Annotated in this window: 27 protein-coding genes; 3 read left to right on the plus strand and 24 right to left on the minus strand. The window is 66.4% G+C overall.

The window, feature by feature from the left end; all coding sequences use genetic code 11:
- Positions 1-58: 58 nt before the first annotated feature.
- The gene (locus tag ND450_RS20630; protein ID WP_253327704.1) at positions 59-604 is read right to left on the minus strand and encodes a winged helix-turn-helix domain-containing protein; all 546 of its coding nucleotides are present in this window, start codon (positions 602-604) and stop codon (positions 59-61) included.
- 328 nt (positions 605-932) lie between these two features.
- Between ND450_RS20630 and ND450_RS20635 the strand changes: the two genes are divergently transcribed.
- Positions 933-1415 carry a hypothetical protein gene (locus ND450_RS20635; RefSeq protein WP_253327705.1) on the plus strand — a complete coding sequence of 161 codons (483 nt, stop codon included), beginning with the start codon at positions 933-935 and terminating at the stop codon, positions 1413-1415.
- A gap of 59 nt (positions 1416-1474) precedes the next feature.
- On the plus strand, positions 1475-1906 hold the full coding sequence (locus ND450_RS20640) for a hypothetical protein (protein WP_253327706.1): 432 nt from the start codon (positions 1475-1477) through the stop codon (positions 1904-1906).
- Positions 1907-2453: 547 nt separating this feature from the next.
- Here the strand turns inward: ND450_RS20640 and ND450_RS20645 are convergent.
- From ND450_RS20645 to ND450_RS20750, 22 genes are all read right to left on the minus strand, one after another.
- On the minus strand, positions 2454-2792 hold the full coding sequence (locus ND450_RS20645; protein WP_253327707.1) for a hypothetical protein: 339 nt from the start codon (positions 2790-2792) through the stop codon (positions 2454-2456).
- Positions 2793-2851: 59 nt separating this feature from the next.
- Positions 2852-3418, minus strand: coding sequence for a hypothetical protein (locus ND450_RS20650; protein WP_253327708.1), 567 nt, complete (start codon positions 3416-3418; stop codon positions 2852-2854).
- Between the two features lie 119 nt (positions 3419-3537).
- A complete protein-coding gene (locus ND450_RS20655; RefSeq protein ID WP_253327709.1) occupies positions 3538-3978 on the minus strand; it encodes a hypothetical protein in 441 nt (146 codons plus the stop codon).
- Between the two features lie 283 nt (positions 3979-4261).
- Positions 4262-4519: a hypothetical protein gene (locus ND450_RS20660; protein ID WP_253327710.1), complete on the minus strand. Its 258-nt coding sequence runs from the start codon at positions 4517-4519 to the stop codon at positions 4262-4264.
- A 77-nt stretch (positions 4520-4596) separates the two neighbouring features.
- Positions 4597-6345: a hypothetical protein gene (locus ND450_RS20665; protein WP_253327711.1), complete on the minus strand. Its 1749-nt coding sequence runs from the start codon at positions 6343-6345 to the stop codon at positions 4597-4599.
- A 60-nt stretch (positions 6346-6405) separates the two neighbouring features.
- On the minus strand, positions 6406-7587 hold the full coding sequence (locus ND450_RS20670) for an AAA family ATPase (RefSeq protein ID WP_253327712.1): 1182 nt from the start codon (positions 7585-7587) through the stop codon (positions 6406-6408).
- A gap of 33 nt (positions 7588-7620) precedes the next feature.
- Entirely contained in the window at positions 7621-7782 is a 162-nt protein-coding gene (locus ND450_RS20675) for a hypothetical protein (RefSeq protein WP_253327713.1), read from the minus strand.
- Between the two features lie 897 nt (positions 7783-8679).
- Positions 8680-11742: a BTAD domain-containing putative transcriptional regulator gene (locus tag ND450_RS20680; protein ID WP_253327714.1), complete on the minus strand. Its 3063-nt coding sequence runs from the start codon at positions 11740-11742 to the stop codon at positions 8680-8682.
- Positions 11739-12155, minus strand: a complete 417-nt coding sequence (locus tag ND450_RS20685) for a hypothetical protein (RefSeq protein WP_253327715.1) — start codon at positions 12153-12155, stop codon at positions 11739-11741. Before ND450_RS20685 ends, ND450_RS20680 begins: the two co-directional genes overlap by 4 nt.
- A gap of 25 nt (positions 12156-12180) precedes the next feature.
- Positions 12181-12627, minus strand: coding sequence for a pilus assembly protein TadG-related protein (locus ND450_RS20690; RefSeq protein WP_253327716.1), 447 nt, complete (start codon positions 12625-12627; stop codon positions 12181-12183).
- Positions 12628-12638: 11 nt separating this feature from the next.
- A complete protein-coding gene (locus tag ND450_RS20695; RefSeq protein WP_253327717.1) occupies positions 12639-13085 on the minus strand; it encodes a TadE/TadG family type IV pilus assembly protein in 447 nt (148 codons plus the stop codon).
- Entirely contained in the window at positions 13082-13642 is a 561-nt protein-coding gene (locus ND450_RS20700) for a hypothetical protein (RefSeq protein WP_253327718.1), read from the minus strand. Before ND450_RS20700 ends, ND450_RS20695 begins: the two co-directional genes overlap by 4 nt.
- A gap of 124 nt (positions 13643-13766) precedes the next feature.
- A complete protein-coding gene (locus ND450_RS20705) occupies positions 13767-14102 on the minus strand; it encodes a pilus assembly protein TadE (protein WP_253327719.1) in 336 nt (111 codons plus the stop codon).
- Positions 14103-14262: 160 nt separating this feature from the next.
- Positions 14263-14448: a hypothetical protein gene (locus ND450_RS20710; protein WP_253327720.1), complete on the minus strand. Its 186-nt coding sequence runs from the start codon at positions 14446-14448 to the stop codon at positions 14263-14265.
- Between the two features lie 51 nt (positions 14449-14499).
- On the minus strand, positions 14500-15411 hold the full coding sequence (locus ND450_RS20715) for a type II secretion system F family protein (protein ID WP_371927741.1): 912 nt from the start codon (positions 15409-15411) through the stop codon (positions 14500-14502).
- Positions 15404-16309 carry a type II secretion system F family protein gene (locus ND450_RS20720; protein WP_253327721.1) on the minus strand — a complete coding sequence of 302 codons (906 nt, stop codon included), beginning with the start codon at positions 16307-16309 and terminating at the stop codon, positions 15404-15406. Before ND450_RS20720 ends, ND450_RS20715 begins: the two co-directional genes overlap by 8 nt.
- Positions 16306-17715: a CpaF family protein gene (locus tag ND450_RS20725; protein ID WP_371927742.1), complete on the minus strand. Its 1410-nt coding sequence runs from the start codon at positions 17713-17715 to the stop codon at positions 16306-16308. The genes ND450_RS20720 and ND450_RS20725 overlap by 4 nt, the downstream gene beginning before the upstream one ends.
- A complete protein-coding gene (locus ND450_RS20730; protein ID WP_253327723.1) occupies positions 17715-18566 on the minus strand; it encodes a chromosome partitioning protein in 852 nt (283 codons plus the stop codon). The genes ND450_RS20725 and ND450_RS20730 overlap by 1 nt, the downstream gene beginning before the upstream one ends.
- Complete coding sequence (locus ND450_RS20735) at positions 18566-19264, minus strand: SAF domain-containing protein (protein WP_253327724.1); 699 nt, start codon at positions 19262-19264, stop codon at positions 18566-18568. Before ND450_RS20735 ends, ND450_RS20730 begins: the two co-directional genes overlap by 1 nt.
- Positions 19265-19356: 92 nt before the next feature.
- The gene (locus ND450_RS20740; RefSeq protein ID WP_253327725.1) at positions 19357-19968 is read right to left on the minus strand and encodes a hypothetical protein; all 612 of its coding nucleotides are present in this window, start codon (positions 19966-19968) and stop codon (positions 19357-19359) included.
- Positions 19969-20214: 246 nt separating this feature from the next.
- Positions 20215-20823 carry a hypothetical protein gene (locus ND450_RS20745; RefSeq protein WP_253327726.1) on the minus strand — a complete coding sequence of 203 codons (609 nt, stop codon included), beginning with the start codon at positions 20821-20823 and terminating at the stop codon, positions 20215-20217.
- A gap of 113 nt (positions 20824-20936) precedes the next feature.
- The gene (locus ND450_RS20750; protein WP_253327727.1) at positions 20937-21581 is read right to left on the minus strand and encodes a prepilin peptidase; all 645 of its coding nucleotides are present in this window, start codon (positions 21579-21581) and stop codon (positions 20937-20939) included.
- Positions 21582-21902: 321 nt separating this feature from the next.
- On the opposite strand from ND450_RS20750, the gene ND450_RS20755 reads away from it, so the two are divergent.
- Complete coding sequence (locus ND450_RS20755) at positions 21903-22274, plus strand: DUF6355 family natural product biosynthesis protein (protein ID WP_253327728.1); 372 nt, start codon at positions 21903-21905, stop codon at positions 22272-22274.
- A gap of 117 nt (positions 22275-22391) precedes the next feature.
- Here ND450_RS20755 and ND450_RS20760 read toward each other — a convergent pair whose 3' ends face one another.
- Positions 22392-24641 carry a helix-turn-helix domain-containing protein gene (locus ND450_RS20760; RefSeq protein WP_253327729.1) on the minus strand — a complete coding sequence of 750 codons (2250 nt, stop codon included), beginning with the start codon at positions 24639-24641 and terminating at the stop codon, positions 22392-22394.
- Positions 24642-24837: the final 196 nt, after the last annotated feature.

A 24837-nucleotide genomic window follows, 5' to 3' on the forward strand; every position in this document is an offset into this window, starting at 1 on the left:
GTGTCTCCAACGGAGCTGGAGACACGCGGCGGTCAGCGAGTTCAGCGGCAGACCGCTGTCACTCAGGTGCCGGAGCGTACCTTTTCGGCTTGTCGCTGGTGCGCTTGACAACGCCAGCCTCTACCAGCTTCTCCAGCGCGTTGTGCACGGCGCCAGCGGACCGCTTGAGCGCCTTGCCGACTGCGCTCGGGCTGAGATCGCCCGGGTTGTCACGCAGATAGTCCTCCACCAACCCACGCAACGCGCCCGGCGCCAGACGCGTCGCCTTCCCGCTTCCCTCTTCCGAATCGGATTCCTTCGACGTGTCGTCACCCGGCACATCATCGCCCGGCACCTCGTCCACCGTGATGGACCAGCGGTCGGCGGTGCGTGCGCCGCCGTCAGCGATGCCGGAGTTCCGTACGACGACACCCTCCTTCTCCCAGCAAGTCAGGATCTTCGGTGCGGTTGACTTGCCGATTCCCGCAGCGGCGGACAGCGCCGTGGCAGTGCTACCGGGGTGGAGACGAAGTGCCTGCCACAGCTTCTCTTCAGCATCCGTGCGCGGCTTGGCCACGGTGATCGCTGAAGCGGTTTGAGGCTGCGCGGTACGTTTCTTGGACATGACTACCTCACAGTGACGGTGATCGGATTGAGTGATCACGCTCCGGCCGGAGCTGGTGTGGTCCCCGGCGCGCTTCCGGTGTATCGGGCCACACGACTATGGACGCTTCCTACGTGTCACGAAGTCAAGCGGTAATCGAAGAATTGTGTCTTATGTGGACGGAACATCGGATCGCACCGCGGACGTCACGCGCGTTCCGTCCAGTGTCTTCCCCCACAAGGGTTATCTTCACCGTCACGTGCCCACATGCGTTGACAGCTGCGCACGAGGGAAGCGTCCATACAGGTCGACAACAGCACGAACTGAAACACCACACTGGAGGTGCGACGTGCCATCTACGTTCTCAAATGAGATCACGATCGGTGGTGTTCACTACCGGCTCTCCGCCACCACGGAGTCCGACGATTCGCTGGTGCTCGACCTGCTAGGGACAGATGAGGAGGGCAAGGTCGCCGCCGATGGCCGCTTGCAGCTGCCGATCGAGGGCGGTGCGACGATCGGCAAGATCCTCGGCCGCGTGCTCTCCGCGCACACGAGGCTGCACCGCACACCGACTCGTCACGCGAACGCCAACAATCCATGGACTCAAGCCCTCGACGAGGAGCTGCGAGAAGCGTGGATGCTTCCAGGTCATGACGTCGCTTCGGAGCGCATCAAAGTCCTGGCCAAGCGGATGCAGCGATCCCCCACTGCGATCAGGGCGCGGCTTCCACGCGTGGGCTGTGACCCTGATGTCGTTTCCCGCCCGCTTTCCGCTGCTGGCGCAATGGTTCTCGGCGTGAAGTCGTCGGTACCGTCTGATTCGCCTTGATTCTCCAGCGAGCGCACTCTTGCCTCGCAGGCGAGCCAACCTCTGCGAAAGGCTTAGCCATGAATGTGGAACCCCTCGCGACCAGCGATGTTCGCGGCTCGCTTGTCGGAGAACACTTCAACGACACGGCCGTTCTGTCGCTCGAAGACATCGCTGAACGCCTTGGGAACAGCCTTCTCAACGCCCAAGAGGATGGTCTGCTACCCCCTGAGGCCGCCTTCAGTATCACCGCTGACGACTCCGGAGAGACGCCGGTGCTGCGGGTGATCGCCCAGTGCGATTCTCACGCAGACGACTTCATCAACGTCGGCGACAAGGTCCCGCTGTCCGCTCCGGGCATCGCCCAGGCGGTGTTCCAACTGGCAAGCGTCTACAACAGCGTCGATCTCGACCGACCCGGTAGGGCGCGGTTCCAGCAGGAGATCCAGGTGCGCTGCGGCGAATGGTCTTCCGTCATGGTCGGCGTTATGGAGAAGATCCGCAAGCGATAGGCGAAATCTCACCTTCGACGTGCCCGTTCCGGTGTCCTTCCGGGGCGGGCACGTTCGTCATGCCACCAGAGCCGTGACAACGCTGTGGCGAACCGACCCAGCACCTCTATCGCACGGTAGGAGGTTCGGGTTCGCCCACATCTTCGAGCCTGGGATCGCGCGCCCAGTCGGGACCAGGTGGACGTACCGCTTCGCATGAGGCACGAGTCCGACTTGTTGAACTAGGCAGGCGCGTCCCATTGCTGGGTGAAGGGATTCCAGGCCGCTTCAACGACTAGCCGGTGAAGCTCGGGCAGGCCAGGACCGATCATCCAGCCGAGACGTTCGCAGTCGACCTCACCGGGAGGCCGGCGGACCATGTGTTCTTGCCGCAGTTGTGCTCCAGCGCGCAACTCAAGCGCTGAAGCCCGGTCTGCAGGCAAATGGCGGTGTCGCAGCCCTCTATGTGCCGATGGCCGATAGGGACTTGGCAGTCAGGGCAATTCGGTATCGGCGCGGTGAGGTCGAACTCGAGCATGTGCTGTCCTGCCTTCGGTCTGAAGCTTCCCTAGGAACCGAGTGCGTCGCGCAGAAGTTGGTCGATTTCGTGTGCGGGCGCGGTGAGGATGGTCGTGAGCACGATGACGGCGGAGCCGTGGTCGAAGGGACGCACCGGGTTCCCGTCGAGGGTGAGGTCATGTCCTTCGGCAGTGACGATCCGCCAGTCCTGTTGCCGGGCCCGGTCGGCGCAGTAGAAGCTGCCGACGAGCGCGCCATTGCGGGTGACGGTGCCGTAGATGATCTGTTGCGCGTCGGTGGGCTCATAGATGACCGTCGTCACCCGGCAATCGTGCTCTATGAAGCTGCGCGTGACGACGTCAGCTTCGGACGTGTTGCCGCTGTTCATGAATCCTCTCCTCCAGGCAGCTACTGGCCGTTGACCTTTCATACGTCAGGCTGGACGGCTCAGGCTGCTCCCCCGGCCCGTGGGGATTGGTCGGCCCGAGCTTCCTCGATCAGTTCCTCGAAGGCAGAGGCTGTGAAAGTGCAGTCCGGCGCATGCAGGAATTCGTTGCGGGCTTCAGCGATGAGTGCAAAAGGCTCGGTGCCGCGGTCGAGGTAGTCCCCGAGGTCGGCGAGGCCGGCGACACGGGCGGCGGGGATCTCGGCTCCGCAGACCGGACAGAGGTCGAGCAGTAGCCACGTTGTGCCGGGTGCGGTGTTGTCGGGGATGAATCGCCACAGGCGACCGGTGAGATGCTCGGTGACCGTGATGAGGTCACCGGGAACCGTGCGGTCGCGCGCGTGGTATTCGCGTTGGGGATCGTCGGTGACGATGACGGTGTCGATGTGGACCTGCAGTGCGCTCGCGATGGTTCGGCCCACGCGGGCACGGCGCGACCAGGTGTTCCATTGCTCGGCGGAGTTGTTGCGGCGCAGGAACCCGTCACGGTCGGCCTCGAGATGGGCGCGGGCGAGGCGCACCGCGCGTCCAGCGAGTCCGATGACTCCGGCTGGCATGTCGGTCTTCATGTGGTTTCTCCGATCAGCGTTGAGGGTACGGGGGAGTCGCAGTCGCTGTCGCACTCGTGTGCCTGTGCTCATGCGGTGAGGGCAGTCCTCACGGTGTGAGTTCGTGTCGGTTCGTGGGCTCAGCGAGGACGCGAGAGCGAAGGACTCGCCGGCGCCTTTGGTGGGTACTTGTGCCCTCGCGTCCCCAGCGTCACCCCGTCTTCATCGAGCGGGCACAGTCCGCCCACGTAGTTGGCGAACTGGTCGGGGCGGAGGTATTCGGGGCACCGACGGTCGAGAATCGCGAAAGCTGCATCGGCTACCTTCCCCTCCGTTGACTCGGTCAGTCCGGTGAACTGAATGGTCAGCAGCATCTGGGGTGGCCAGTCTCGCGATGGGCGGATGGTCGTGGCGTCGATCGTGATCTCGCTGTGCACCGGTATCAGCCCGGCATCTCGGGCTGCGAGCAGGTCGTTGTGGACACAGTGGGCGAAGCTTCCGAATTCGTCGGTGGTGTCGTCGACGCTGGACCGCTGTCCGTCGATCCACACGCCGGGTTCCCAGTCGTAGTCGATGAGCATGGAGAACTCCTGTTCCGTGACCTGCTGGATGTGGTCTTACCTGTGGGGACCGGATGAGCACGGGGTTGCGGACTGCGGAAGCCCTAGCTACGGGCGGGGTCATCGATCATCGCGATGTCGCAGACACGGGCTGAGAGCGCCTCTGCGACCTTGTCGAGAGATCTGACGCGGCGCTGCCATAGCGGCAATTCCTGGGGCCTGTAGATAGCTCCTGTGACAGCGAAGTCCCGACGAGTCCGCACGTGGAAGATCGCGCGGTCGATCAGGCTGCGGCGTGTGGTCGTCATTCGGACCACCCCAGCGCGCGTGCCGCGAGGCCGGGCAGGTAACCGACCTGCTCACCCGTCCCGAGCCACACGACTCCCGACATGGCGTCCTGGGGAAGGATGCCGTGGGCGGCGGTAGGGGTGCTCACCACCTGTGCGAGGTGATGTGCCATGGGGTAGTTCGGTTGGACCGCGATTCGCAGGGGCGTGTGCGGGTCGTAGCCGGACAGGGCGGCGATCAAGTCACCTACCGTGCCGAGTTCGTGCTCGTTCATCTGTGGTCACCTCATAACAGTCGAAACGGTGGCGGTTCGGGGGTTCGGGGTGGGTGTGCCCACCCCGAACCGTGGGGCTAGCGGGCGGTCGCGCGGAGGGCGGCGGTGGCGGCGCGCCCGATGGCACGGGCGGTGGTGGCCGGGTCGGCCAGCTTGTGCACGGTCACGCCGGTGAAGGGGTCGTCTTCGTCGTCGGTGGTCAGCCAGAGCACCGCGCACCCCGAGGCCCGCATCCGGTCGACCTGTGCGAGCCCGGCGGCGCGTTCGTCGTCGTCGTAGTGCCCGTCGGACACGACGATCAGCAGTCGCGCCGCGCCGGGGCGGGACAGTCCGAGCGCGCCGTCGAGTGCGGCGGCGGCCGTGGCGATGTCGTGGCTTCCGTCGTTGGTCTCGAATTCAGTCACGAGGCCGGGAACGGCTCCGGGGAGAGTGATCGGGCGGACGTGTGCGCCGTAGATCACGGTCGCGGTGGTGACGGGGATGGTCGCGTGGTGTCCGGCGTTGGCGAGGATCCATGCGGCGGACGCAACGGGACGGCGTAGGTAGCCCATCGAGCCGGACACGTCGCATGCGATGCCGAGCCGTAGCGGCGGGGCCGGGGTGAGGATTCGGTTCGTGCGGGTGAATGGTTCGGCGGTCACGGTGGCCCCGGCGGCGCGTTGTGCGTCGGCGGCGAGTGCGCCGCGCATGCGCAGACGTCCCGGTGGAACCGATGATGTGGACTTGACCGCGACCCGTTCCCTGACCCCGGCGGTGGACAGTGCACGGGCGAGGACGCGGGCGGCGGTGCGTTCGTCGGACTTCGGCGGGCGGGTGCCCGCCGTGGCCGTGTCACCTATGCCCACGGGGTTGTGGTGAGCACCGGAGAACACGGTCCGGGCGGTCGCCTCGTTGGTCTTGTGGGCAGCGTCCTCGGCGGTCTGCTGTGCCTCCGCCACGGTGGCGGGGTCCTGCGGCGGACCCTGTGTGGTGACGGCGTTCGCGACGTTCGCCAGAGCTTGTCCGATGGCTTGGGTCAGCGGTGAGGGAACGCCCGACGGGTCCGGGGCGCCGTGCGCGTCCCCGTTGGGGCCGGGGTCGTCGGGGTCGGTGCCGAGGGCCTCACACCATCGCCGTCCGAGGTCCATCATCGTGTCGGCGTCGTCGTCGGCGGTGTCCAGCGCCTCGCACCACAGGGCGTGCAGCTCGTCCAGCAGCTCGGTACCGAGGATGCTCTCGACCACGGCGGCGACGGGAGCGGTTTCGGCGACGGTGAGGATGCCACCGTCCGTGCGTGCCAGCAGCAGGGCAGCGGTGTGCGCGGCGTGGGCTTTCGTCATGCGAGGTGCGCGGGCCGGGTCGGTGGCGGCGGTGTCGGCGAGGATCAGGTGGGTGGCGGATGCGCGCAGCCAGTGCCGGTCGTCGGGGCGGCGGCGGATGTGTGCGGCTTCCATGCGGGGCTCTTCCAGCAGCATGGCGGCATCCACCACGGCGGGAGGCGCGTCGTCGGGTGGTTCCCACAGGCTGTGTTTGGCGTGACCGCACTCGTGGGTGAGCAGTCCCCACGCGGTCGCGTAACGCGCACGGTCGGCGAGATTCGCGGGGTCCACGGTGGCAGGATCCACCCCGAGGTGATCGCCGTCGACTTCGATCAGTGCTCGGGCGGGGTAGAAACACGCCGGGGCGCCGCCACCAGCGCCGGGGGCGATGGTCACCAGCAGGTCCTCGCGGTCGGCGATGATCTCGGCCTCGTCCACGAGTGCGGCCGACAGGGTCAACCACTCGGGGCGGGTGGGGAACACGGCGGTACCGGTGGCGTTGGGGTTGGCTACCAGGTGAACGGTCACGGCCACAAGTCCTTTCAGGACGGTTTGCGGTTGATGTGTTGCTGGCGCGGCGTTGTAGCGTTAGATGCGCGCGCCGAGTGCCAGCGGCGTCACGGCGACGGCGAACACGGCCTGCACGGTGGCGGCGACGATCGGACGGTCCTCTTCCGGCGCGATGCCCACGAGGTTCCCGGCGGCGGCTTGCACACCGACCACATCCGCGATCTTCTGGAAAGCGATCAGCTCCCGCAGTTGTGGCGCCCACCCGATGTCACCCTTGGCCTGCCGGGTCGCGAGATTGCGTGCGACCTTGACGGCACGCTTGTCGATCTGGAGTTGGGTGGCGAGGTCGTAGTCGGTGACGACGTGAATCTGTGCGGAGAAACGGGACGACAGGGCGTCGGTGAGGATCGCGCCGTGCACACCGGGGTTGTGTCCCGCGATGACGTAGAAACCCGGCGCAGCGTCGACGACTTCGCCACCGTTGGCCTTGATCACGATCTGACGGCGTCCGTCCATCGCGGGGTAGACCACCGCGAGCACGGTCGGGGCGATCAGCGTGGCGTCATCGATGAACAGCGGCACGCCGTCACGCATCGCGCGGACCAGCGGACCGTGCACGAACACGTAGCGGCCGTCGTCGGTTTGGGTGTACTCGCCCACGAAGTCCGCGACCGTGGTGTCGCCGTCACCCTGAACCGTGAGCAGATCGGGGAAAGCTGCCTCGACCAGCGATGTCTTGCCCGTACCGGGCGGCCCGTACAGCAGTGCGGCGACTCCGGCGTCCCGGAACCGTTGCAACGCGGTCACATCAGGCATTCCAGCCAGTTGCCGGGGGTGGTAGTCCATCCCATTGGGACGTTTCACCGGGCCAGTGACCGCGCCCGCCGACCGGACGCGCGTCGGCGCCGATGGGCTGGGACCGGACGACGCAGCGGCAGGGGCCGAGGTTTTGGCGCGGGGGACGCGCGGCGGCGCGGGGATGATCGTGGACGCGGCGGCGGATGCCGTTGTGGGGGTTGACTTGTAGGACAGCGGGGACGTCCCGGCGACTTCGGCCTCTCCTTTCGCCGCAAGCGCTTTGCACGCGTTCCCCACGGCACCGGATGACCGTTTGAGAGTGTGAGCTATCGCGCGCGGCGTCACCGGGGTGCCGCCGTTGTCCGCCAGTACTTTGGCGACCATCGCGCGAAGTTCACCGTTGCCCAATCGGTTGGGCGTGCCCACCGGGGCGGTTGACGTGGTCGGCGCGGGCGTGGTCATCGCGGCGGTTCCTTTCAGGGCGCGGGCGGCGGGTCAGGCGGTGGCGAACTGCGGTTCGGGTTCGGCGTCGGCATTCTGGTGGCGTTCGGCGTCGGCGTCCGCCGCGTCCGGGGTGTCGTGTTCTGCCGACCATCCGCAGTAACAAAAAGCGGTGGCGGTTCCGTCGGTGTTGATGATGATGTCGGCATAACACATGATTGACTCCCGATTTTGACATGGCTCACGCCGGGCGTGGTATTTGAGTTTGGTAGCCGTTTCCTGGCGACAAATCAATTATGACTCCACGCGGCACGCCGCGCAATAGATTTCACGCCGTTGCCCACGACTCTTTTGGGTGAACGATTACAATGAACCGCGCGACGTTTACGCAGGTCAACAACCCAAAAGGGATATCAGGAGCGGACTAAATCAAACGCCAGCCACAAGTAGATGCACAATAGGTTTTACATTTAGCAATCAGATGAGACTTAGGCGAGTGAAGGGAGGAACGCGAGGTACGACATCAGAGGACAGGAGTGCGGGAGCATGCAGGCCGCGCCGATGTGTCTACCGGCTTGTGGCCTAGCGAGTCTGGGATACCAGCGGATCCCCGCACAGGCCTTCGACCGCCGTCTTCACCACCTGCTCGGGGTAGCGTTCTAACAGGATCCCCAAGCCGATCCCCAATGGGATCCCCTGTCGGAACCCCCGGCGGAAGCCTCAGTGCACCCTGTTGATCTCTCTACGGTGATGCTTCGGTCGAGTCCGGAGTGGCGGGGGACGCGCGGGCAGATGGCAGCGCGTCGAGGACATGCGGTTCGTGCCGCGGGCAGAGACGAAGAAGAATGCGGCGATGGGGTCGCCTTACCCAGATGAGCCTCAGTCGTATATCCACACACTCCAAGTTCGACACTCCAGGAATCTTGTTCGACTTGAGGATCACTCTCACCACTAAGCTCTCACTTGCCATCGAGCACAGTCAGCGAAATCACGTCGTTCGCATCTAGCACGATAGCATTCGGTCAGTCGATTCTTTTGATGGTTCCAGGTCCGTCATCGAAGGCCGCTGGAGCGAAAGAGATTCTTTCTCCTCGGCAGCGTTGCTTAGAAGTGTCATCGGACCTGTCGAGCTCCGCGCTGTTCGCGTGCGGAGGAGCCGGCCTCAACAGGACCGTCGCGGCGGCTGTGCAGCCGATCGGCCAGCTCGATGGTCTGCGGGGTCGGTCGGTCGTCGAGTTCGGTGAGGCGCGCGGCCAGGAGCGTCAGCGTGCGCGGGATCGCGTCGAGTTGGCCGAGACGTTCCTGCAGGCGCATGATGTCGCGGTAGATGAGTTCGTTGTGCGGATCGAATCCACGGGCTGTCTCAAGCAGGTCCAGTGTCCGCTGTGGATCGTCGTGGACAAGGGCGCGGGCCAGTGCGGCGACGGCATCAATGGCGTCTCGGCGGATGGCCTCGCGCACGGTCTCGACCCACTCGGTGCTGAGCCCGTCGGCGAGTGGGCCCGTATAGGTGTCGATGATCTGTCGGTAGGCCGCGACACGGTCGTTGTCCGTGGCCGCCCGCCGGCGGGCGGCCACAGCGGCAGCGAAGTGGTGGTAGTCCACGCTCACCACGTCGGGGTTCAGGCGGTAACGGCCTTCTCCGACCACGATGAGGTCTGTTACGGCGCTTGCGGTCGCCGTGGCCACTGCCCGTCGCAGGCGGCTCATGCTGGTGTTCATCGCGTTGGTGGTTCGCTCCGCGGGGCTCACGGACCACAAGGCGGCGATGAGCGCCTCGCGGCTGGCGCCGTCTGGATGCAGGGCCAGGAACACCAGCAACTCACGTAGGCGTGGCTGAAACGCTGAGGTGATCTCACGCTCCGCTTCGGCGTGCTTGGTGCCCTCATCGCGGGGTTGCTCGGTTGGTCCTGCCCACCACACTCGCGGTGGCCCCAGGACGGCTATACGCAGTGGCAGCACAGCGTGCCGGTATGAGTCCGCAACCGTCGGCGTGCTCAGCTGAAGCCGGCCTCGCGAAGCAACGTCGCTGGATTCGCGCATCGGGGCGCGATCCTGCGACTCACGAGCGCGGTGTGAGGCCACGCCGCCTTGCAATGACGTAGTGGGTTCGGAGTTTGCTCCCAGGATTTCCAGCCTGCTGTCGGCCTGGTCCGCGGGGGCTCCGCCATGGACCGAGCCGACGGGTGTGCTCGCGAGAATGAGTGGAACGTTCGGCCTGGGTCGTGGGCGTGGCTCGCAGGTCGGCTTCAAGACGTTGTCAGTGTGGGCGACCGGTGCTGGTGCTGTGTCCGACTGGGCGTGTCGTAGGAGGTCCAACAGGTCGGCGGTGTAGTCCTCGCCGAGGTGAAACACCTGGGCACCGCGCAACGGCTCGCCGAGACCGGGACTGGTCGCTGAGATGATGCCGTCCTCGCGCACGTAGCCGGTAACGCCGTGGCGCCACTGGCCCAGCAGCAATGCAGCCACCCCAACCCGTGCACCGGTGTCCACGATCGCCTCGAGCCTGCGTGCCTGGCGTCCGGGACTGCGTGCCGCGAGCACGATGGGCCTCCACGGTCGGCCGGCATCCTGTCGCGAACCATGTCGAACCGCGGTCTCGGTTTCCATCGCGTCGAGCGCGGCGTCGAGATCGGGCGTCACCCGGACTTCAGCGGGTAGCCACGCCGGCTGGACGCGCTGTCCGAACAGCGCCGTCAGGTCGCCTGCGGGCACGATCACCGTGACCTGTGGATGAGGAGTGGCCGCGGTCATGGTGGTGACCAGAAGTGCTCGGATCGCGGCGGGTGCGCCCGCTCCGAGCAAGCCCAGACCACAGGTGGCGGCAAGGGTGACAGCGATTTCCTGGCCCTGTCGCACACCGACCGGCACGACGAGCGAGTTGTCGCGGGAGGTGCCGTCTGGGTGCGCCCGGCCGCTTAGCACGACGAGTGGTGTTGGTGGGCGCGGCCGATCGGGTTCGACGTGATCCCCATCGTCGGTGCGCAGATGCGCCAGCCGCAGCTGATAGACCACCGGCGCGATGGGTAGGTCGTCGCGGTCACCGCTACCGGGGCGGTATCGGCCGCGATAGCGGCGACGGGCCAGGATCAGGGTCGCGTTGACGGCAGCGGCCAATCCCAAGCTGACGAACAGCTCTGTTCCCCAACGGAATCCAGGTTGTTCAGGCTCGTTCGTCGCTGTGGAGTCACCAGAAGTGTGCGTCGGAGCCGAAGATGCGGGAGGCGGTGGTTCTGGGGCCGGGGACAGCCGCTCGTCTTCGGGTGGCGGTGATGCGGTGGTGGGAGAGGTGGACGGTGGGCCTGGATCAGATGATTGCTTAGTGGCGGCGTTGGATGCGTCGTTCGGGACGGCGAGTTGTTCGCCGGGGAAGATCAGGCTGGGCTGGGTGAAGGTGAGCCCGTGCGGCTGAGGTTTTCCCTGGTTGAGTTCGAAGATCTCCGGCCATCGTGTTCCATCACCGAGTACACGCTCGGCGATGTTCCATAGTGAGTCGTGGATCCCCTTGTGCGGTGCGCGCACGGTGACCGTCGTGGTGTGCGGAAGAACGTCGGCCTGCGAGGGCAGGTCGATGATTTGCTGTCGACTTGCTTCACCGGCGGGGTGCAGCTGTGCCGGTGCGGTCGCTACGGTCCGGGTAGCGGGGCCATAGGTGGAGTGTGACGCCGTGTCGGACGCGAACGCGAGGCGATTTCCCAGGACCGCGAGCATGATGGCGCCTACTAGCGCTCGCGCGAGCGCGTTCGTGGGATCGGTGGGGGTGGGATCGCCGAACCGGGCCTTGTCGATCCCGCAGCGTGCCAGTTCCACCGTGTGCCGCAGAACGTCGAGGGTGAACATGACCCACCAGAACCAGCACGCACAGGCGATGATGTCGAGTACGAGTTCGGCAGTGATCGGAATCAGCAGAAGTGCCTGGATTTCTTCCCATGTAGGGACATGGTCGGGCAGTGGCCAGCCGATGTAGTGCCACAGCGCCCACGGAACGCCCACGGTCAAGGCGCACAGTGCGGCTGTGGCGATTCCACCCCGCACCAGGCGACTCAGCACGATGACCGCCTTCAGCAGTCCTCGAAGGAGGCTGCGGTATTCCTTCGCGGAAGGGTCGTGCTCGCAGCAGCTGGAGTGGGTTTCCCGTTTCACAACAGGCTCGCCTTCTTCGCGGTACCGGTTCAAGGACCTCCATGAGTCGGGCGACGTGCATCGCCGGTGTCCAGGGATGCATTCGCTTGGGCGGCTGTGGTCCCCGTCGAAGGTCCTTCACGGCTGGTGTCCCGCTGCGTGCCTGTGGTGGTCGTCCTCCTGCGCGTGCGGGCCGGCTTCGAGGTGGCGAGCCATGCCCGCAGCTCGAGCGGCGGGATGTTGGTGAAGCGGGACAGTTCGTCGATCTCCATCACCTCGCCTGATCCTGCGATGACGTCGCCGAGGCGGCGCTCGAGCTCCTGGAGTTTGCCGGCGTGGATGGCGCGCTCGGCCGCGAGCTCGCCGACCTGCTGAGCCGCGGCCGCGCGGAGTTGCTGTCGAGTGGTGTCTGCTTCCTCGACGCGGCGCTGGATCTCCTGTGCGGTAGGGATCGCATTGGTGGCCATCTGGATCTCACTTCGTTGCGGGCTTCTAGGGCTCGAGGGTCTGCACTCCGCGCTGGGGGTGTGCGCTGCCTTCACCGTGCACCTCGAGGCGAGGCACCCCGATGAGTCCGAGTAGCTGTGTGGGCTGGACGGCGTCGACAGTGACGATCACGGAGTTCCCGTTGACGGTGACGGTGCCCGACGCTCCGACGCGGCCGAGGTGGCGTCGGGCCTCGGCTGCTGCTTGCGCGGGGTCGATGTGGAGTTGACCGGTGGCCCGGTAGAGCGCGAGGTCGAGGGCTTGCGCGCCTGCGCGGGCGGCGGATTCGGCGTGGCCGTTGGCTCTGACCTTGGCCGCGAGGGCCAGGCCACCGTCGAGGCTGAGTCCGGCGAGTACCAGGATTCCAAGAGTGATCGTGACGACGAACGCGCTCACCTGCCCGTCGTCGGACCGCAGTCCGCATCGGTGCGCAAGTCGGTTGTGTCGGTTCATACGTCCCCTCCTCACCTGCTCGGACTATCGGCGGATCGGTAGACGTCCACTGTCTCGATCGCGGTCGCGGACAGCCGAGTTGTTCCGATTCCGGGCAGCAGCGCATCACCGAGGTCCACTTCGCAGCTGACCGTGGCCGTCACGGAGCTACCCGGTCGCAGGCCTTCGGTGGCGATGTCCGCGGACATGGAACGGCAGACGACTCCAGCCGCGGTGAGCGTGGCGGCGGCGGTCGCGTGTGCTCGCGTGCTCGCGCCGGCCAGGGTGCGTTCCAGGCTTGCCGCACGTGCGGCCTGGTGCGCGGCGTCGTTGAGCCGCAAGCGCGCGTCGACGCCGCGGTGAACGCTCACCGCGACGAACACGAGCAGCATGATCAGGAGCGGGGTGAGCAGGACGACTTCGCTGGTCGCCGAGCCTCGGTCGTCGCGCCACCACGGGCGTCGGGGGCGCGTCTTCACGACGTGCCCTCAACGGGGAGTACCTCGTGCAGGGCGTCCAGGTATGCGAGGAGATCCCCGGTTCGGTCCCTGGCCGCGGTGGCGTAGAGGCGTCGGTTGGCCTCGCGGGTGCGTGCGGCCGCGGCGTTCAGGCGGCCGAGGATGGGCCGCAGGTCGTCGTGTGCGGCGGGGGCCTTGTGCAGCACGACCAGTGCCTCCCACGCGAGCCCGTGCAGCGCCGCGAGTTTTGCGTGTCCTGTCAACGACGCTGCAGGTCCCGAGTGGCTCAGGTTCACCGCCTCGATGATCTGAGCCGCGGTCGCAGCGCTCCCACGCTCCCGGCCAGTGAAGTCGCTGGCGCGAAAGAACCACAGACCTGCCCCGCGGTCGGATCGTGATCGCTGTGAACGGGCGGAGAGGTCGTGACCGAATCGGAGGTAGTCACAGCGGGCGATCAGTACGCCCATCGCTACCAACACGGCGCCCGCTGCCACCACGAATGCGACCAGGGGCCTGTTCGCGGCGCCAATGATCATCGTCAGTGTGCCACCCAGCAGGTAGAGCCCCGCGTCCGACACCAGACACCGCCTCAAAGCGCGCCGACGAAGTCGATCCCGAGTCAGGCCGGGGCGCCACAACACCGGTTCCGCACCGGACTCGAAGCTCCCGTACTCCACAGGGGAAGTGATCATCACTTACTCCTCATGGGTTCGCGGTTCCATCGGCCGGCACGAACCGTTCGACGGGACCGGAGGCCTCGGCGCGCACCGGCAGCTGCACGAACGGCACGACCGACCTTGCCGTTCCGGTGATGCGCACCGAAGCCGATTCCGTGCCACGGTGGGTGCTGACGTCGGCCTGGGTCAGCGGTCCTCGCGTGAGTTGGTCCAGGAGCCGACGGGCGCTCGCGGTTCCCGCCTCGGCGGTGCCCTGCTGTGCTCGGGCTGCAGCGAGTCCTTGTGTGGCAGCGGCTTGCGCGGTGTGCGTGGCATGTGACCACAGCGCGAATTGCACGATCACCAGCAGCAGGAGCAGCACGAGCGGTGTGATGAGCACGAGTTCCGCACTGACCGCTCCGTGGTCGTTGTGCAGCAGCTTGTGCGTCCAGCCGCCCTGCGATGCGCCTGGTTGATGCGAGGGCCGTCCCCAGCACCTCATGTAGGTGTTGTTCGGGTCGAGTGTGTGCGCCACGGGTGCCTCACAACTCGATGCTCGTGGCTTTGGCGATCACCTTGGCCACGATGATCGCGAGCACGGCGACACCGGCGGAGACGAGCAGCGCGGTGATCAGCGTTGTCTCGCTCACGTAGCCCGCGTCAGAGTCGCGTCGCGCGAGCTCGATCCGGGCTCGCAGGATCGTCCACACGAAGGCCAACTCGGTCATGTTCATCGTTTCTCCCTGCCGTATAGAGGAGTTGGTGGTGGTTCTGATCTTTCACAGCCCTGTGATCACCTGGGTGAGAGCTGGATAGGACGCGTAGACGAGGAATCCGAGGAACAAGCAGATGACCGGCAGCGACATGCGTTCGGTGGCCGAGTGGGCGTGGGCTTCGGCATCGGTGAGCAGGCGGGTCCGCACGGCGGCGGCCTTGGACGCGAGGCTCGCGCGTACCTTCGCGCCTTCGGTGCCGGCCAGGCTGACCGAGGCGGCCAGCTCGACCAGTTCGGGAACGCCGAGCTTGTCCCCCAGCTCCCGCAGAGCGGCCCAGGGGGTTGTGCGGGTCAGGTGCGCGGCGGTCAACGCTCGCTGAAGATGCGTGAAGGCCCATCCGTGTCCGACGCTCGCGGAGCGGCTCAGGGCGCTGTCGACGCCCGCACCGCCTGCGAGCGTGATCCAGACGAGGTCAAGCAGAGCGGACAGTGCGTGGCGAAGCTCGGCTCGGCGTCGTGTCGCTTCAGCACGCGCCCGCAGATCGGGAAGCGCGAATCCGAGTGCCGCGAGGATCGGGCCGGCAACGGCGGGAAGCTGCCAGTCCATCGGGAGTCCGAGTACTACCAGCGGTCCGAGGAGCAATGTGGGCAGGACAAGTCCCATCAGCGCGAAGGTGGCCTTCTGCGCCAGGTGGGTGCCGATCGGCCTGCCGACAACCGCAAGATCGCGGGTGAGCTGTTCGCCGGGCAGCCCCATCGACCGCAGTGGCGCGACCGCAGGGCGGCCGATCCTGGTAATCCATCCCGCATCCGTGATGTCCGCGGCCGCTGAGGGTACGGGTGTCGCAGTCGCGTGAGCCAAAGACGCACCGAGCGCCGGCCGCGGTGGAAAAACGGCGATCGTCAAGACCCACAAGCCGAACCCGAATCCCGCACCCAGGATCAGCGGGGTCACAAGCGCGGCCACGTCACTCACGCCCTTCAAAGCTGACGCGGGCGTGCTCACTCGTGGTCGGCGGCGAGGCCAGCAACCGTGGCAGTTCCGCGACGCGGGAGACCCGGTTCAGCCAGGCGAACCCCGCGGTGAACAGCAGCCCGACTCCCAGCAGCACGGTCTGGCCTGTCGCCGAGTCGTAGGCGGACACATAGGAGCGGTTGAGCACCACCACGGCGATCGCGAACACGAGCGTCGTTCCCACGATCACCCGCACCGAGGTTCGTGTGCGGGCACGTCCGGCCTCGACGCGCATACGCATCGACACCTGCTCGCGGGCAGTGTGCGCGAGTGCGCCCAGTAGCTCGGCGAGCTGGCGGGACTGCTGTTCGGCAGCGTTGACCAGCGCGGCGATCACCAGATCTCCGGTCGGGTCGGCGAACTCGTCCGCTAGCAGGCGCAGTGAGGGCACGAACCGTTCGCCGTTCTCGAGACGAGCGGCCAGCGCGACGACCTCGCCGCGGATCGGCGCCGGGGCCAGCGGCGCGGTCGCCAGGATCGCCTGTTCCAGGCCGGACGCGGCCGAAAGGGTGTCGCGCAGCATCTCCGTCCAGGTTGCGATCGCCTCCACGCGAGCGGTCCGGCGCACGTGCTCGGGATCGCGGCCGAGGACAGGCGGCAGGGCCCAGGCCGCCAACGCGGCGAGAACAGCTCCGACCACCCACCCCGTTGCCGCGCCGACGACCATCGCGGCGGTGATGGCGATGGCGGTGCGGATGAGGTCACGGCGGCGGCGCTGGGCGCTACGAGGCTGTTTGCACGGTCGACGGATGGGTCGCTTGGTACCGCGCCATCCGGCGATGAACAGCCACAGACCCAGTCCGGTGCCGAGGCCGAGCACCAGCGCGAACACTTGAGTCGTTGACAGCGCGGTGTTCATCGCGTCCACCAGCCCTCAGTCCGGCCGAGCAGTGCGGGGTCGAACCCTGCGGTGACGAGGTCGTCGAGCGTGCTGGTGCGCAGCGCACCGGGTACCGGGCGGGCGCGGCCGTCGGGTCCGGGGCGGTAGGCCTCGTTGGAAACGATCTGGGCTCCGTCGGCGTCGACGATCTCGCGGATGGACTCGACCACCCTGGTCCGGCGGTCCTTGCCGCGGCCAAGGTGTACGACGAAGTGCACGGAGCTGGCGACCAGCAGCGCGGTGGCCTCCAGCGACAGCCGTTCGGCGCCTTGGGCAGCGTAGGAGGCCAGGCGGGTGAAGGCGATGCGGGAGCTGGATGCGTGCAGGGTCGCCATGGATCCGTCGTTGCCCTGGGACATCGCGTTGCACATCGGGATGACCTCGGGCCCGCGGATCTCACCGACGATGACCCGGTCCGGCGACATCCGCAGCCCCATCCGCACGAGTTCGGCTTGAGAGACCGCGCCCTCGCCTTCCACGTTCGGCTCCCGGGACTGCAGAGCGGTCACGTCCGCGTGCACGCGCGGGTCGCGCTGCAGGCCGAGTTCGAAGGCGTCCTCGACGGTGACGATCCGCTCCATCGGGTCCATCTCCGATGCCAGGGCCCGCAGCATGGTGGTCTTGCCTGCGGCCGCACCGCCGGTGATCAGGATGTTCTTGCGGGCGCGCACGAGTGCGGCCAGGAACTCCCGCAGGCCGGCGTCGATCGTTCCGCGCTCGCGGAGCTGGGGCAGGGTGGCGGTGAGATAGCCGTGCCGGCGGATCGACAGCGAGGTCACCCCGTCGGCGGTCAGTGCCATCACCGCGAACAACCGCTCGCCGCCGGGCAGCTGGAGGTTGACCGCGGGCGAGCCGTGGTCGAACCGGCGTTCCTGGCTGCTCGCGCGGGCCGCCAGCAGCCGGACCAGCTCAGTGAGCTCTTCGTTGGAGGACGCGATAGGCGCGACCCGTTCCCTACGGCCGTCGGTGTGCTGCACGATCACCTGATCGAAGCGGTTGGCGTTGATCGTCTCGATCGTCGGGTCGTCCAGCAACGGCTGCAGTCCAGCCATGCCGAACATCTCATTGAGCACCTCGACGACCACCTGGCGCTCGACGGCAGGCTCGACGAGCAGGCGGTTGGCGGACAGCTCCCGCTCGCTGTGGGTGCGCACCGCGTCCGCCAGGATCTCCTCGGCGAGCTCGCGACGGGCTTCCGTTCCCATCTCGGTGCCGTTGGTGGCCTGCCGCGCGTCGACCCGCTTGGGAAGCTGCTCCGCCAGAATCCCGCGCACGTACTGTTTGAGCCCTTCGCGATCAGCACCTGGCTGTCGTGATGGTGCCCAAGGCTGTTGCGGGAGCAGTGGAGGGACCGGACGGAGATGTCCGTTGGGTGGCTGGGACATCACAGAACTCCTGTCCAGGAGAAGTGCCCGCTGAATGCGTCGTCCGCGGGACGGCGGGACGCGGGGGAGAGTGTCGGCTCCGGACTGGTGCCGGTGATCAGGCTGAGGGAGGGACGCCGCGCGATCCGGGACTGCAACTCAACGGCGATGTTGTACGCGTAGCGGCCCAGCGGGGAACGTGACGGTTCACTGCTACGCCACCGCGACCCCGGTGGAAGTCCACATAGGACATCGGCACCTCTCGGATCGTGCGGGATGCGCCCCAAAGGCATCACACCGAGTTCGTGTGCGACGTCGGCGGTGGCGTAGCCGTTTCCGACCAGCAGCAACACGGGGTGTGGTGTCCATGCCGCGGCGGCGGGCAACCGGCGGGTGAGGTGCGCGAGGTTGTCGGCGTGAGCACGGGTCAGCAACACCAGCGCGTCAGCTTGGCGGACGACGTGCATCGCGGCCGATGAGTGGTCGATCCGACCACAGTCGGCGATCATGACGGTGCCGGAGTCGCGTGCGGCGCTGCGGAAGATGTTTTCCGTGGAGGAGTTGGAGGTGAGGGTGCACAAGGCAGCCTGGGTCAGATCAGCGTCCGGTGGCGCGATGACCGCAGACAGGCCGCCTGGCAGGGCGTGAGCGTGCTGCCACAGCACAGCGTGGTCCGTGCTCGTTCTTGCGGCGACGGCAAGGCTGAGCAGACCGGGCGAGGGCGGCAGGCAGAATCGCGTGGCGACATCGCCCCCGGAGGGATCGATCTCCATCAGCGCTGTGCGTGCCGGGGCCGGCCAGCGCGAGGCCAGCGCCAGAGAAAAAGTCGTCACACCAGGCGAGCCCTTGAGACTGGCGACCGCGATCAGCATCACCGACCACCTCCCGCCACGAGCACCAGCGAAACCTGGCCGACCGGTGCCGCCGCCACCTCGCGAGCCGCGGACTCGCTGAGTTGGACTGAGACCACACTGACCTGCTCGCCAGCGGATGTCGTCACGCTCGTCACCACTCCCGGCCATGTCGCGCCGCGGTCGGAAGCGGAGGCCTGCGCCAAGGGTGCGCTCGCCGCGCCCGCCACCACGTTCACCCGCGCTCCGGACCTGACCTCCACAGGGAGTTGACCGGCCTTCAACGCAAGCGACACGATCGCCTGTCCTGCGGCAGGAATCGCGGGAGCGTTCACCGCGTCCGGCGTGAGCAAGGCCCCCGCAGGCAGGCTCACCGACAGGGTCTTGCCCACCACACCGTCCGCTCGCGACGCATCGACCACCAGGACGTCCGCATCGACGGCGAGGTGTACGGGCCGAAGGTCAGCGGAGGTGAGAACGTGTCCGACCGCTACCTCGCGGGCGGTGGCCAACACCGGTCGCGTGTCGTCGTTCTTCAGCGATATCCACAGGAACACTCCTGAGCACAACGCGGGCAGCAACAGGCCCAGCACCAGATAGGGGCGGCTTCGTCGCCTGCCGCGCAAGCGCGAGAGGCTCCGTGTCTTGCCGCTCATCCACGCCGAACTGTTCGTTGTGGACGAACTGGTGGTGTCGTCACCGGTGACGGTGGTCTGCATGGCGCCCTCCAAAAGGCATGGGTGTAGTGCGCCGCGTCGCGACGTCGAGTCAGCGAGCGGTTGGCCTGCCGTGGATGTGGTTCAGTCGAAGGTCAGCGTGTGCCGTTGTTCAGCGCATGGGACTCAGCGACCCGAAATGCGGTGGAACCTGTCGTCGTCAGGTCCGGGAACGTGCCGGTCTGACCGGCGCCATTCCATGTGACGGTCCACAGGACGGTCACGGAGACGACGAACGCCTGACGGGGTTCGCCTGCCGAGGACCGCACGTAGGTGTGTCCACAGTCCGGCGATGCCGACTCGGGATCGGCGACGTCCTGGTACGGGGTGCCGGGTCCGGGACAGGTGACGCTGATGCCATCTCCCATCGACCACGTGACCGACAACGGCGTCGCGGACGCGGTCATCGACACGCCCGGAACGGACGCGGTAGCGGAGGATGGCGCCCACCCGCCCGACAACCACAACCACGTCGGTAGCCGCACCAGCTGAGTACCGGACGGGCTCGCGGAGATGACCGGGGCCGGCAACCGCAGCTGCCTACGTGCCATCTGCGCGACCTGCTCCGGGCTCACCGTCGCGGCCTGCTCCGCCGCCGCGACCCACACCGGGCCGTGCGAGTCGGGATCCTTGCCGTCAGGGCTGCACAGCACCATGAACCAGCCGCCCGGTTCTGGCGGAGATCCGCTCGGCGCGGGATAGTCCACCGGCACATACCGGCAACCGAAGCCACTTTCGTTGCCAGCGTTGCTCTCATTCGCGCCAGGCTGGCTGTGTTGCGGATCGCCGGCCGGTCGGCTGGCGTGATTTCCAGCTACGACGTTGCAGACAGGCGACGGTGCTTGAGCGCAGGTCGTGTTACCCCAACCGTTGTCAGCGTGCGCCGGCCCGGGAAGGGACAACAGGACGGCTTGGATTCCAGTTGCCGTGGCGGTGAGAAGGCGTCGCATGGCTCAACACGACCCCACGTCGTGGACACCGTAATCGGACACCTTCCAGGATCCGTCGGCCTGCTTCTCGACAGTGGAGCTGATCAGGTGGCGCCCGCCGGGTTTGTCGTCGGCGAGGACTCCGTTGTCCTTGCGGTACTTCAACCAGTTCGTCGAGTCACCGCAATCGGTTATCACGATCTTCGTGGGATCACCGGCAGGTTCCAGGGCGGTGACCGAGGGCCTGAGGACCGGTTGACCTTTGGTGATGAGTCCCCTGTAGTTGTCCCCGTAGAGACTTTGGGAGAGCTTGTTCAACGCGATCCCCGTGGCGTGCTGCCCTAGACGGGGAGACTGCCAGTCCGAGGTCGTTCCCGCGGCAGCGAAGTCAGACCACATCTGACGATATGCGTTGGTCGCGTTGTCCCGCGCGGCGTCGAGAGGGGACATCGCAGAACTGGGCGTCTGAACTGCAGTGGTGGTGACGTTCGTCGTCGTGGCGACCGGAGCACCGCTACATGCACCGAGCAAGATCAGCGAAGCTGTCGCGAGTGCGGTCTTTCCCAGAAACTTCACCGCAGCCTCCAAACGTGGAACTTGAGCTGTGTTGCCGAGGTGGACCCAGGCGGTCATGGGTCCACCTCGGCGCGAAACACCCGATACGAGCGCGGTATCCGGGTGTGAGCAAGTGGGCGTGGCTCCGAACTTTCGATGCTCTCCGAGGATCAGAAACCCGGGAATCCGCGCTAGAGAAGTACGACCACACCGGCGGACGAGAAGACCAGCGCAGGACCGAAAGGGATCACAGCTCCACGCGTGGTCCTGTCTCTCGCATGCATAAGCACGAACGCGAGCATGCCCAAGCAGAAGGCGATCAAAAGTCCAATCAGGACGTGCGCCCAGCCGAACCAGCCGAGGAAGTACGCGAGTGTGGCTGTCAACGTGACGTCGCCTCCACCCCATCCGCCAGGTGACGCCAGCCACGTCGCCAAAGCCGACAAGAACACCAGCAGAGCAGCAACACCCGCTCGCGACAAGCGCCCCACGCCGTCGACCTGACCAGCGGCCAGAAGCCCACACTGAGCCACCCCTCCAGCAAGCAGCACGGCGACCAGAGCGTGCGGAAGCCGATGACAGGCCCAGTCGACGTAGCTGAGAAGAGATCCCATGATCACCAGCCACGCCACGACACCGGCGACCTCGGCCTGCTGCCATGCCACGTACGCGAGCATGCAGCTCAACATCAGACCGGTCACCAGCATCGCAAACCACTCGGCTCTGACCGCGTGATTCCAGGACGTCGGCTGCCGGCATGCCACCGCCTTGCCGTGAAAGATCACGGCTGGTCCCGCCACTGCACCTAGCAGACCGTAGATGGCCCACTCCGGCATCGCTCCTCCCATCGAGAGCACGGCGCGCTGCGCTCGGTGATCCGGGCCATGCGAGGCGGCGATTCGCCTTGTGCATGTCCTCACCTCCTCGAACCTGACGTGACTGCTACAAGCTCCCGCTTCAACACACTTTCAGCTTCTACAGGCCCGTAACCCCACACCAGAGGGCTTCTGTATTCCGTTGAACAAGAGACAGCAGACGGCGCAGGAGACGCTCGTCTCCTGTCTCCCATTCGCCGCAATACAGAAGACACCTTGTCTGTTCACTGTGGACTCCTAAAACTGATGTGCAGCAACGACTTCAGAGCAAGGAGAATCGTCGTGAACCTGAATACCGCCCGCGCCTTGACCGCCACGGGCATGCTTCTTGCCGCGACAGCTGTCGGCATGATCGACACTTCCCACAACACCGCGTCGGCGCTCTCTCCACGCCCCTGCGGCTTCTACTCGCTCAACCTGCCGCAGGGTGAGCAGACCGGCGGCTACGTCCACTGCGGCGACAGCTTCATCCTCATCAGGGCCCACTGGGACACAGGAACCACCTTCACCTCCTGCATCCCGCCCTGGGGCAGCCGTCCCTTCTACAAGGACGGAGCGCACAAGGTCGTCAACGCCTACTACATCCCGACGCGACCGAACCTCTCCGGCCCGCCCGGCAACCAGATGTGTTCGACCAGTCAGCCACGATCTTGAGAACAGGTGCGCCGCGCAATGAGTGCGCGGCGCACCTGTTTTCCACCAGAAGGTCTGGAAGAGAACGACACTCATCTCGCCCACACGATGATCTGAGAGCTCATAGGGCGGAAGTACTTAGCGTTCCTGCTCTTCAATGCTGCTCATCATCCCCTCGCGCAGCCGCGCGGCGGCTGGCTCGATGTTGCCGGTGAGCAACTCAGCGGCCGCAGCCCGCGCGCGCCGTGCGCCTCGATGGTCCCCTCGGTCCGCGTGCAGATCACCGAGGCGGCTGAAGATGTTCGCTTGACTCCACACGTCGCCGGCGCGGCCGAAGGTCCTCAGAGCTTCGTCCAGGAGATCAACAGCCAGCTCGTGTGCGCCGGCCGACTCGGCAAGTCTCGCCTGCAACACCGCCACGCGGCCTGACGACAGGAGATCGCCGGTATCGCTCAGCGCTACTCGGGTGGCACCCAGCAAAGCACAGGCATCTTCACTCATGCCGAGTGCAGAACGGGCCATGGCGAGGTGCGCGGTCGCCACCGAGTGCTGCCACATGTCCCCGACCTCGGCGCTGATCTTCCGCGCGTTCTCACAGTGAGCGATGGCGGCGTGGTAGTCACCAGTCTTGAAGGACGCCTTGCCGAGTCCCACATGCCCGACAGCGAGCACCCCGCGGTCGCTCAACTCGTTGTGAAGGGTCATTGCTTCCCGGTAGAACGCGGCCGCAGTCTCGGCGTCGCCAGCATCGATGCTCGAATCTCCCAGCAACACCAAGATCCAGGATTCAGCGTCGCGGTGTTGTCCCTGGCGGGCCATGGCGAGCGCATCTCGGAGCGCGGGCATCCACCAGGACCACGCACGCCGATGGGACAGCATCTCGTTGATCACCACCGGTAGGTAGGCGACCGAGGTGACGTTCCACCGCGCTCCGCAGCGCACCAGTTGGACCAGAAGGCGCAGCTCGTCCTCGAACCAGTGAAGCGCCTGCGCTGGGCTGCGGAACACCAACGTCGTCAGGTCGTTCTTGGGCAGACCAATTCCGCTACGCGAACGCGAAGGCCAGAGAATGCGGGTAGCGGCTGCGCCGGTGGTCACATACGAACAGACCAGTCGCTCGAGTGCGGCGACGTTGTCCTGGTGTGAGTTGTGTTCCCGCGCGAGTTCCAGCGCATAGGAGTGGACGAGGTCGTGCATCACGAACCTGTCGTCTGCAGTCTGGTCGAGCAGGTGAACACTGGACAGCGCGGACAGGTGACCTTGCGCTTGGGAGGGCGGCTGGTCCATGAGGGCCGCTGCCGCTTCGATCCGGACCGGGCCGCCCGGATGCAGCCCCAGCAGCCGGAAGGTGTCGGACATCTTCCGAGGCAATGCGTCGTGCGAGTACGACAGGACAGTCCGCACCGCAAGGGCTTCGTTGATGGCGAACACATCCAGGGGCTGGCGCCGAGCAAGTTCTTCGGCGAGCGTCCGAAGCGGCGTGTTCAGCCAGCGACTGGCTCTCTCCGCCGCGATCCGGAGCGCCAGAGGAAGGCGTCCAGATCGATCAGCGATCACCTGTGCTGACTCGAGATCGGTGTCGATGTGAGGACCTACCACCGAACGCAGTAGCTCGTGCGCCTCGCCGGAGGTCATAGGTTGCAAGGTGATGCGCACGGCGCCTTCTCGCACCACCACACCGGACAACCGGTTGCGGCTCGTGATCACCGCCAACGATGACGACGACCCCGGCAGGAGTTGCCTGACCTGTTCGTCGTCGACGGCGTTGTCCAACACCACCAGCGTGCGTGTACCTGCGAGAAGGGTTCGGTACAGCGCGGCGCGTTCCGGCAGATCGCTCGGTATCTCCGCCGATGCGACCCCCAGCGATCGCAGGAATCCACCTAGGACGAATGCCGGGTCTTCAGGCGGATCAGCCGCATAGCCACGCAGGTCGGCGAACAGAACGCCATCGGGGAAGGCGTCGGCGATCGAGTGCGCCCAGGTCACCGCGAAGGCGGTTTTTCCGACTCCCGCGGGGCCATCGAAGGCGATCACCCCCGCGTGCGTCGCCAGTGCCTCCTCGGCCTCCTTGATCAGCTCGTTTCGAGGGACGAATCCTCGAATGGCCACAGGCAGCTGGTCTGGACGTACTCGGTCTCGAGCCGCTCGAGTGCGCGGCCTGGGCACAGCCAGTTCGGCGAGGCGACCGCCTGCGCTCAAGGCGGCATCGATCGCGGCGGCGATCTCAGGCCCCGGCACGCTTCGGTCGTGCTCGAGGTTGCCGAGATAGCTCCTGCTGACGTTCGAATCAGCGCTGAGCTCGGCCAAGGACTTTCGCTGGTCCGTGCGAAGCAGACGCAGCTGTTGCCCGAACGTCGGTGCACTCGTGTGCCGGCTTCCGCTCATCGCGACGCTCCTCCCCAGGCGAGACCACGAAGGGAGTCACTACGAGTGGAGGCCGACGACGCCTGGTGCCGTCGCCCAGGCAGCGAAGGAGCCCACCGGGAGGATGTCCGCCGAGCCATGTAGATCCCCGATCGCGTTCGAGGGCAGCCCACAGCTGCCGCACTGGTGCGTTTCAGGGATCAGCTCGATAGGGACA

Origin of the sequence: Lentzea sp. HUAS12, assembly GCF_024125735.1 — a bacterium.
Lineage (GTDB): Bacteria > Actinomycetota > Actinomycetes > Mycobacteriales > Pseudonocardiaceae > Lentzea > Lentzea albida.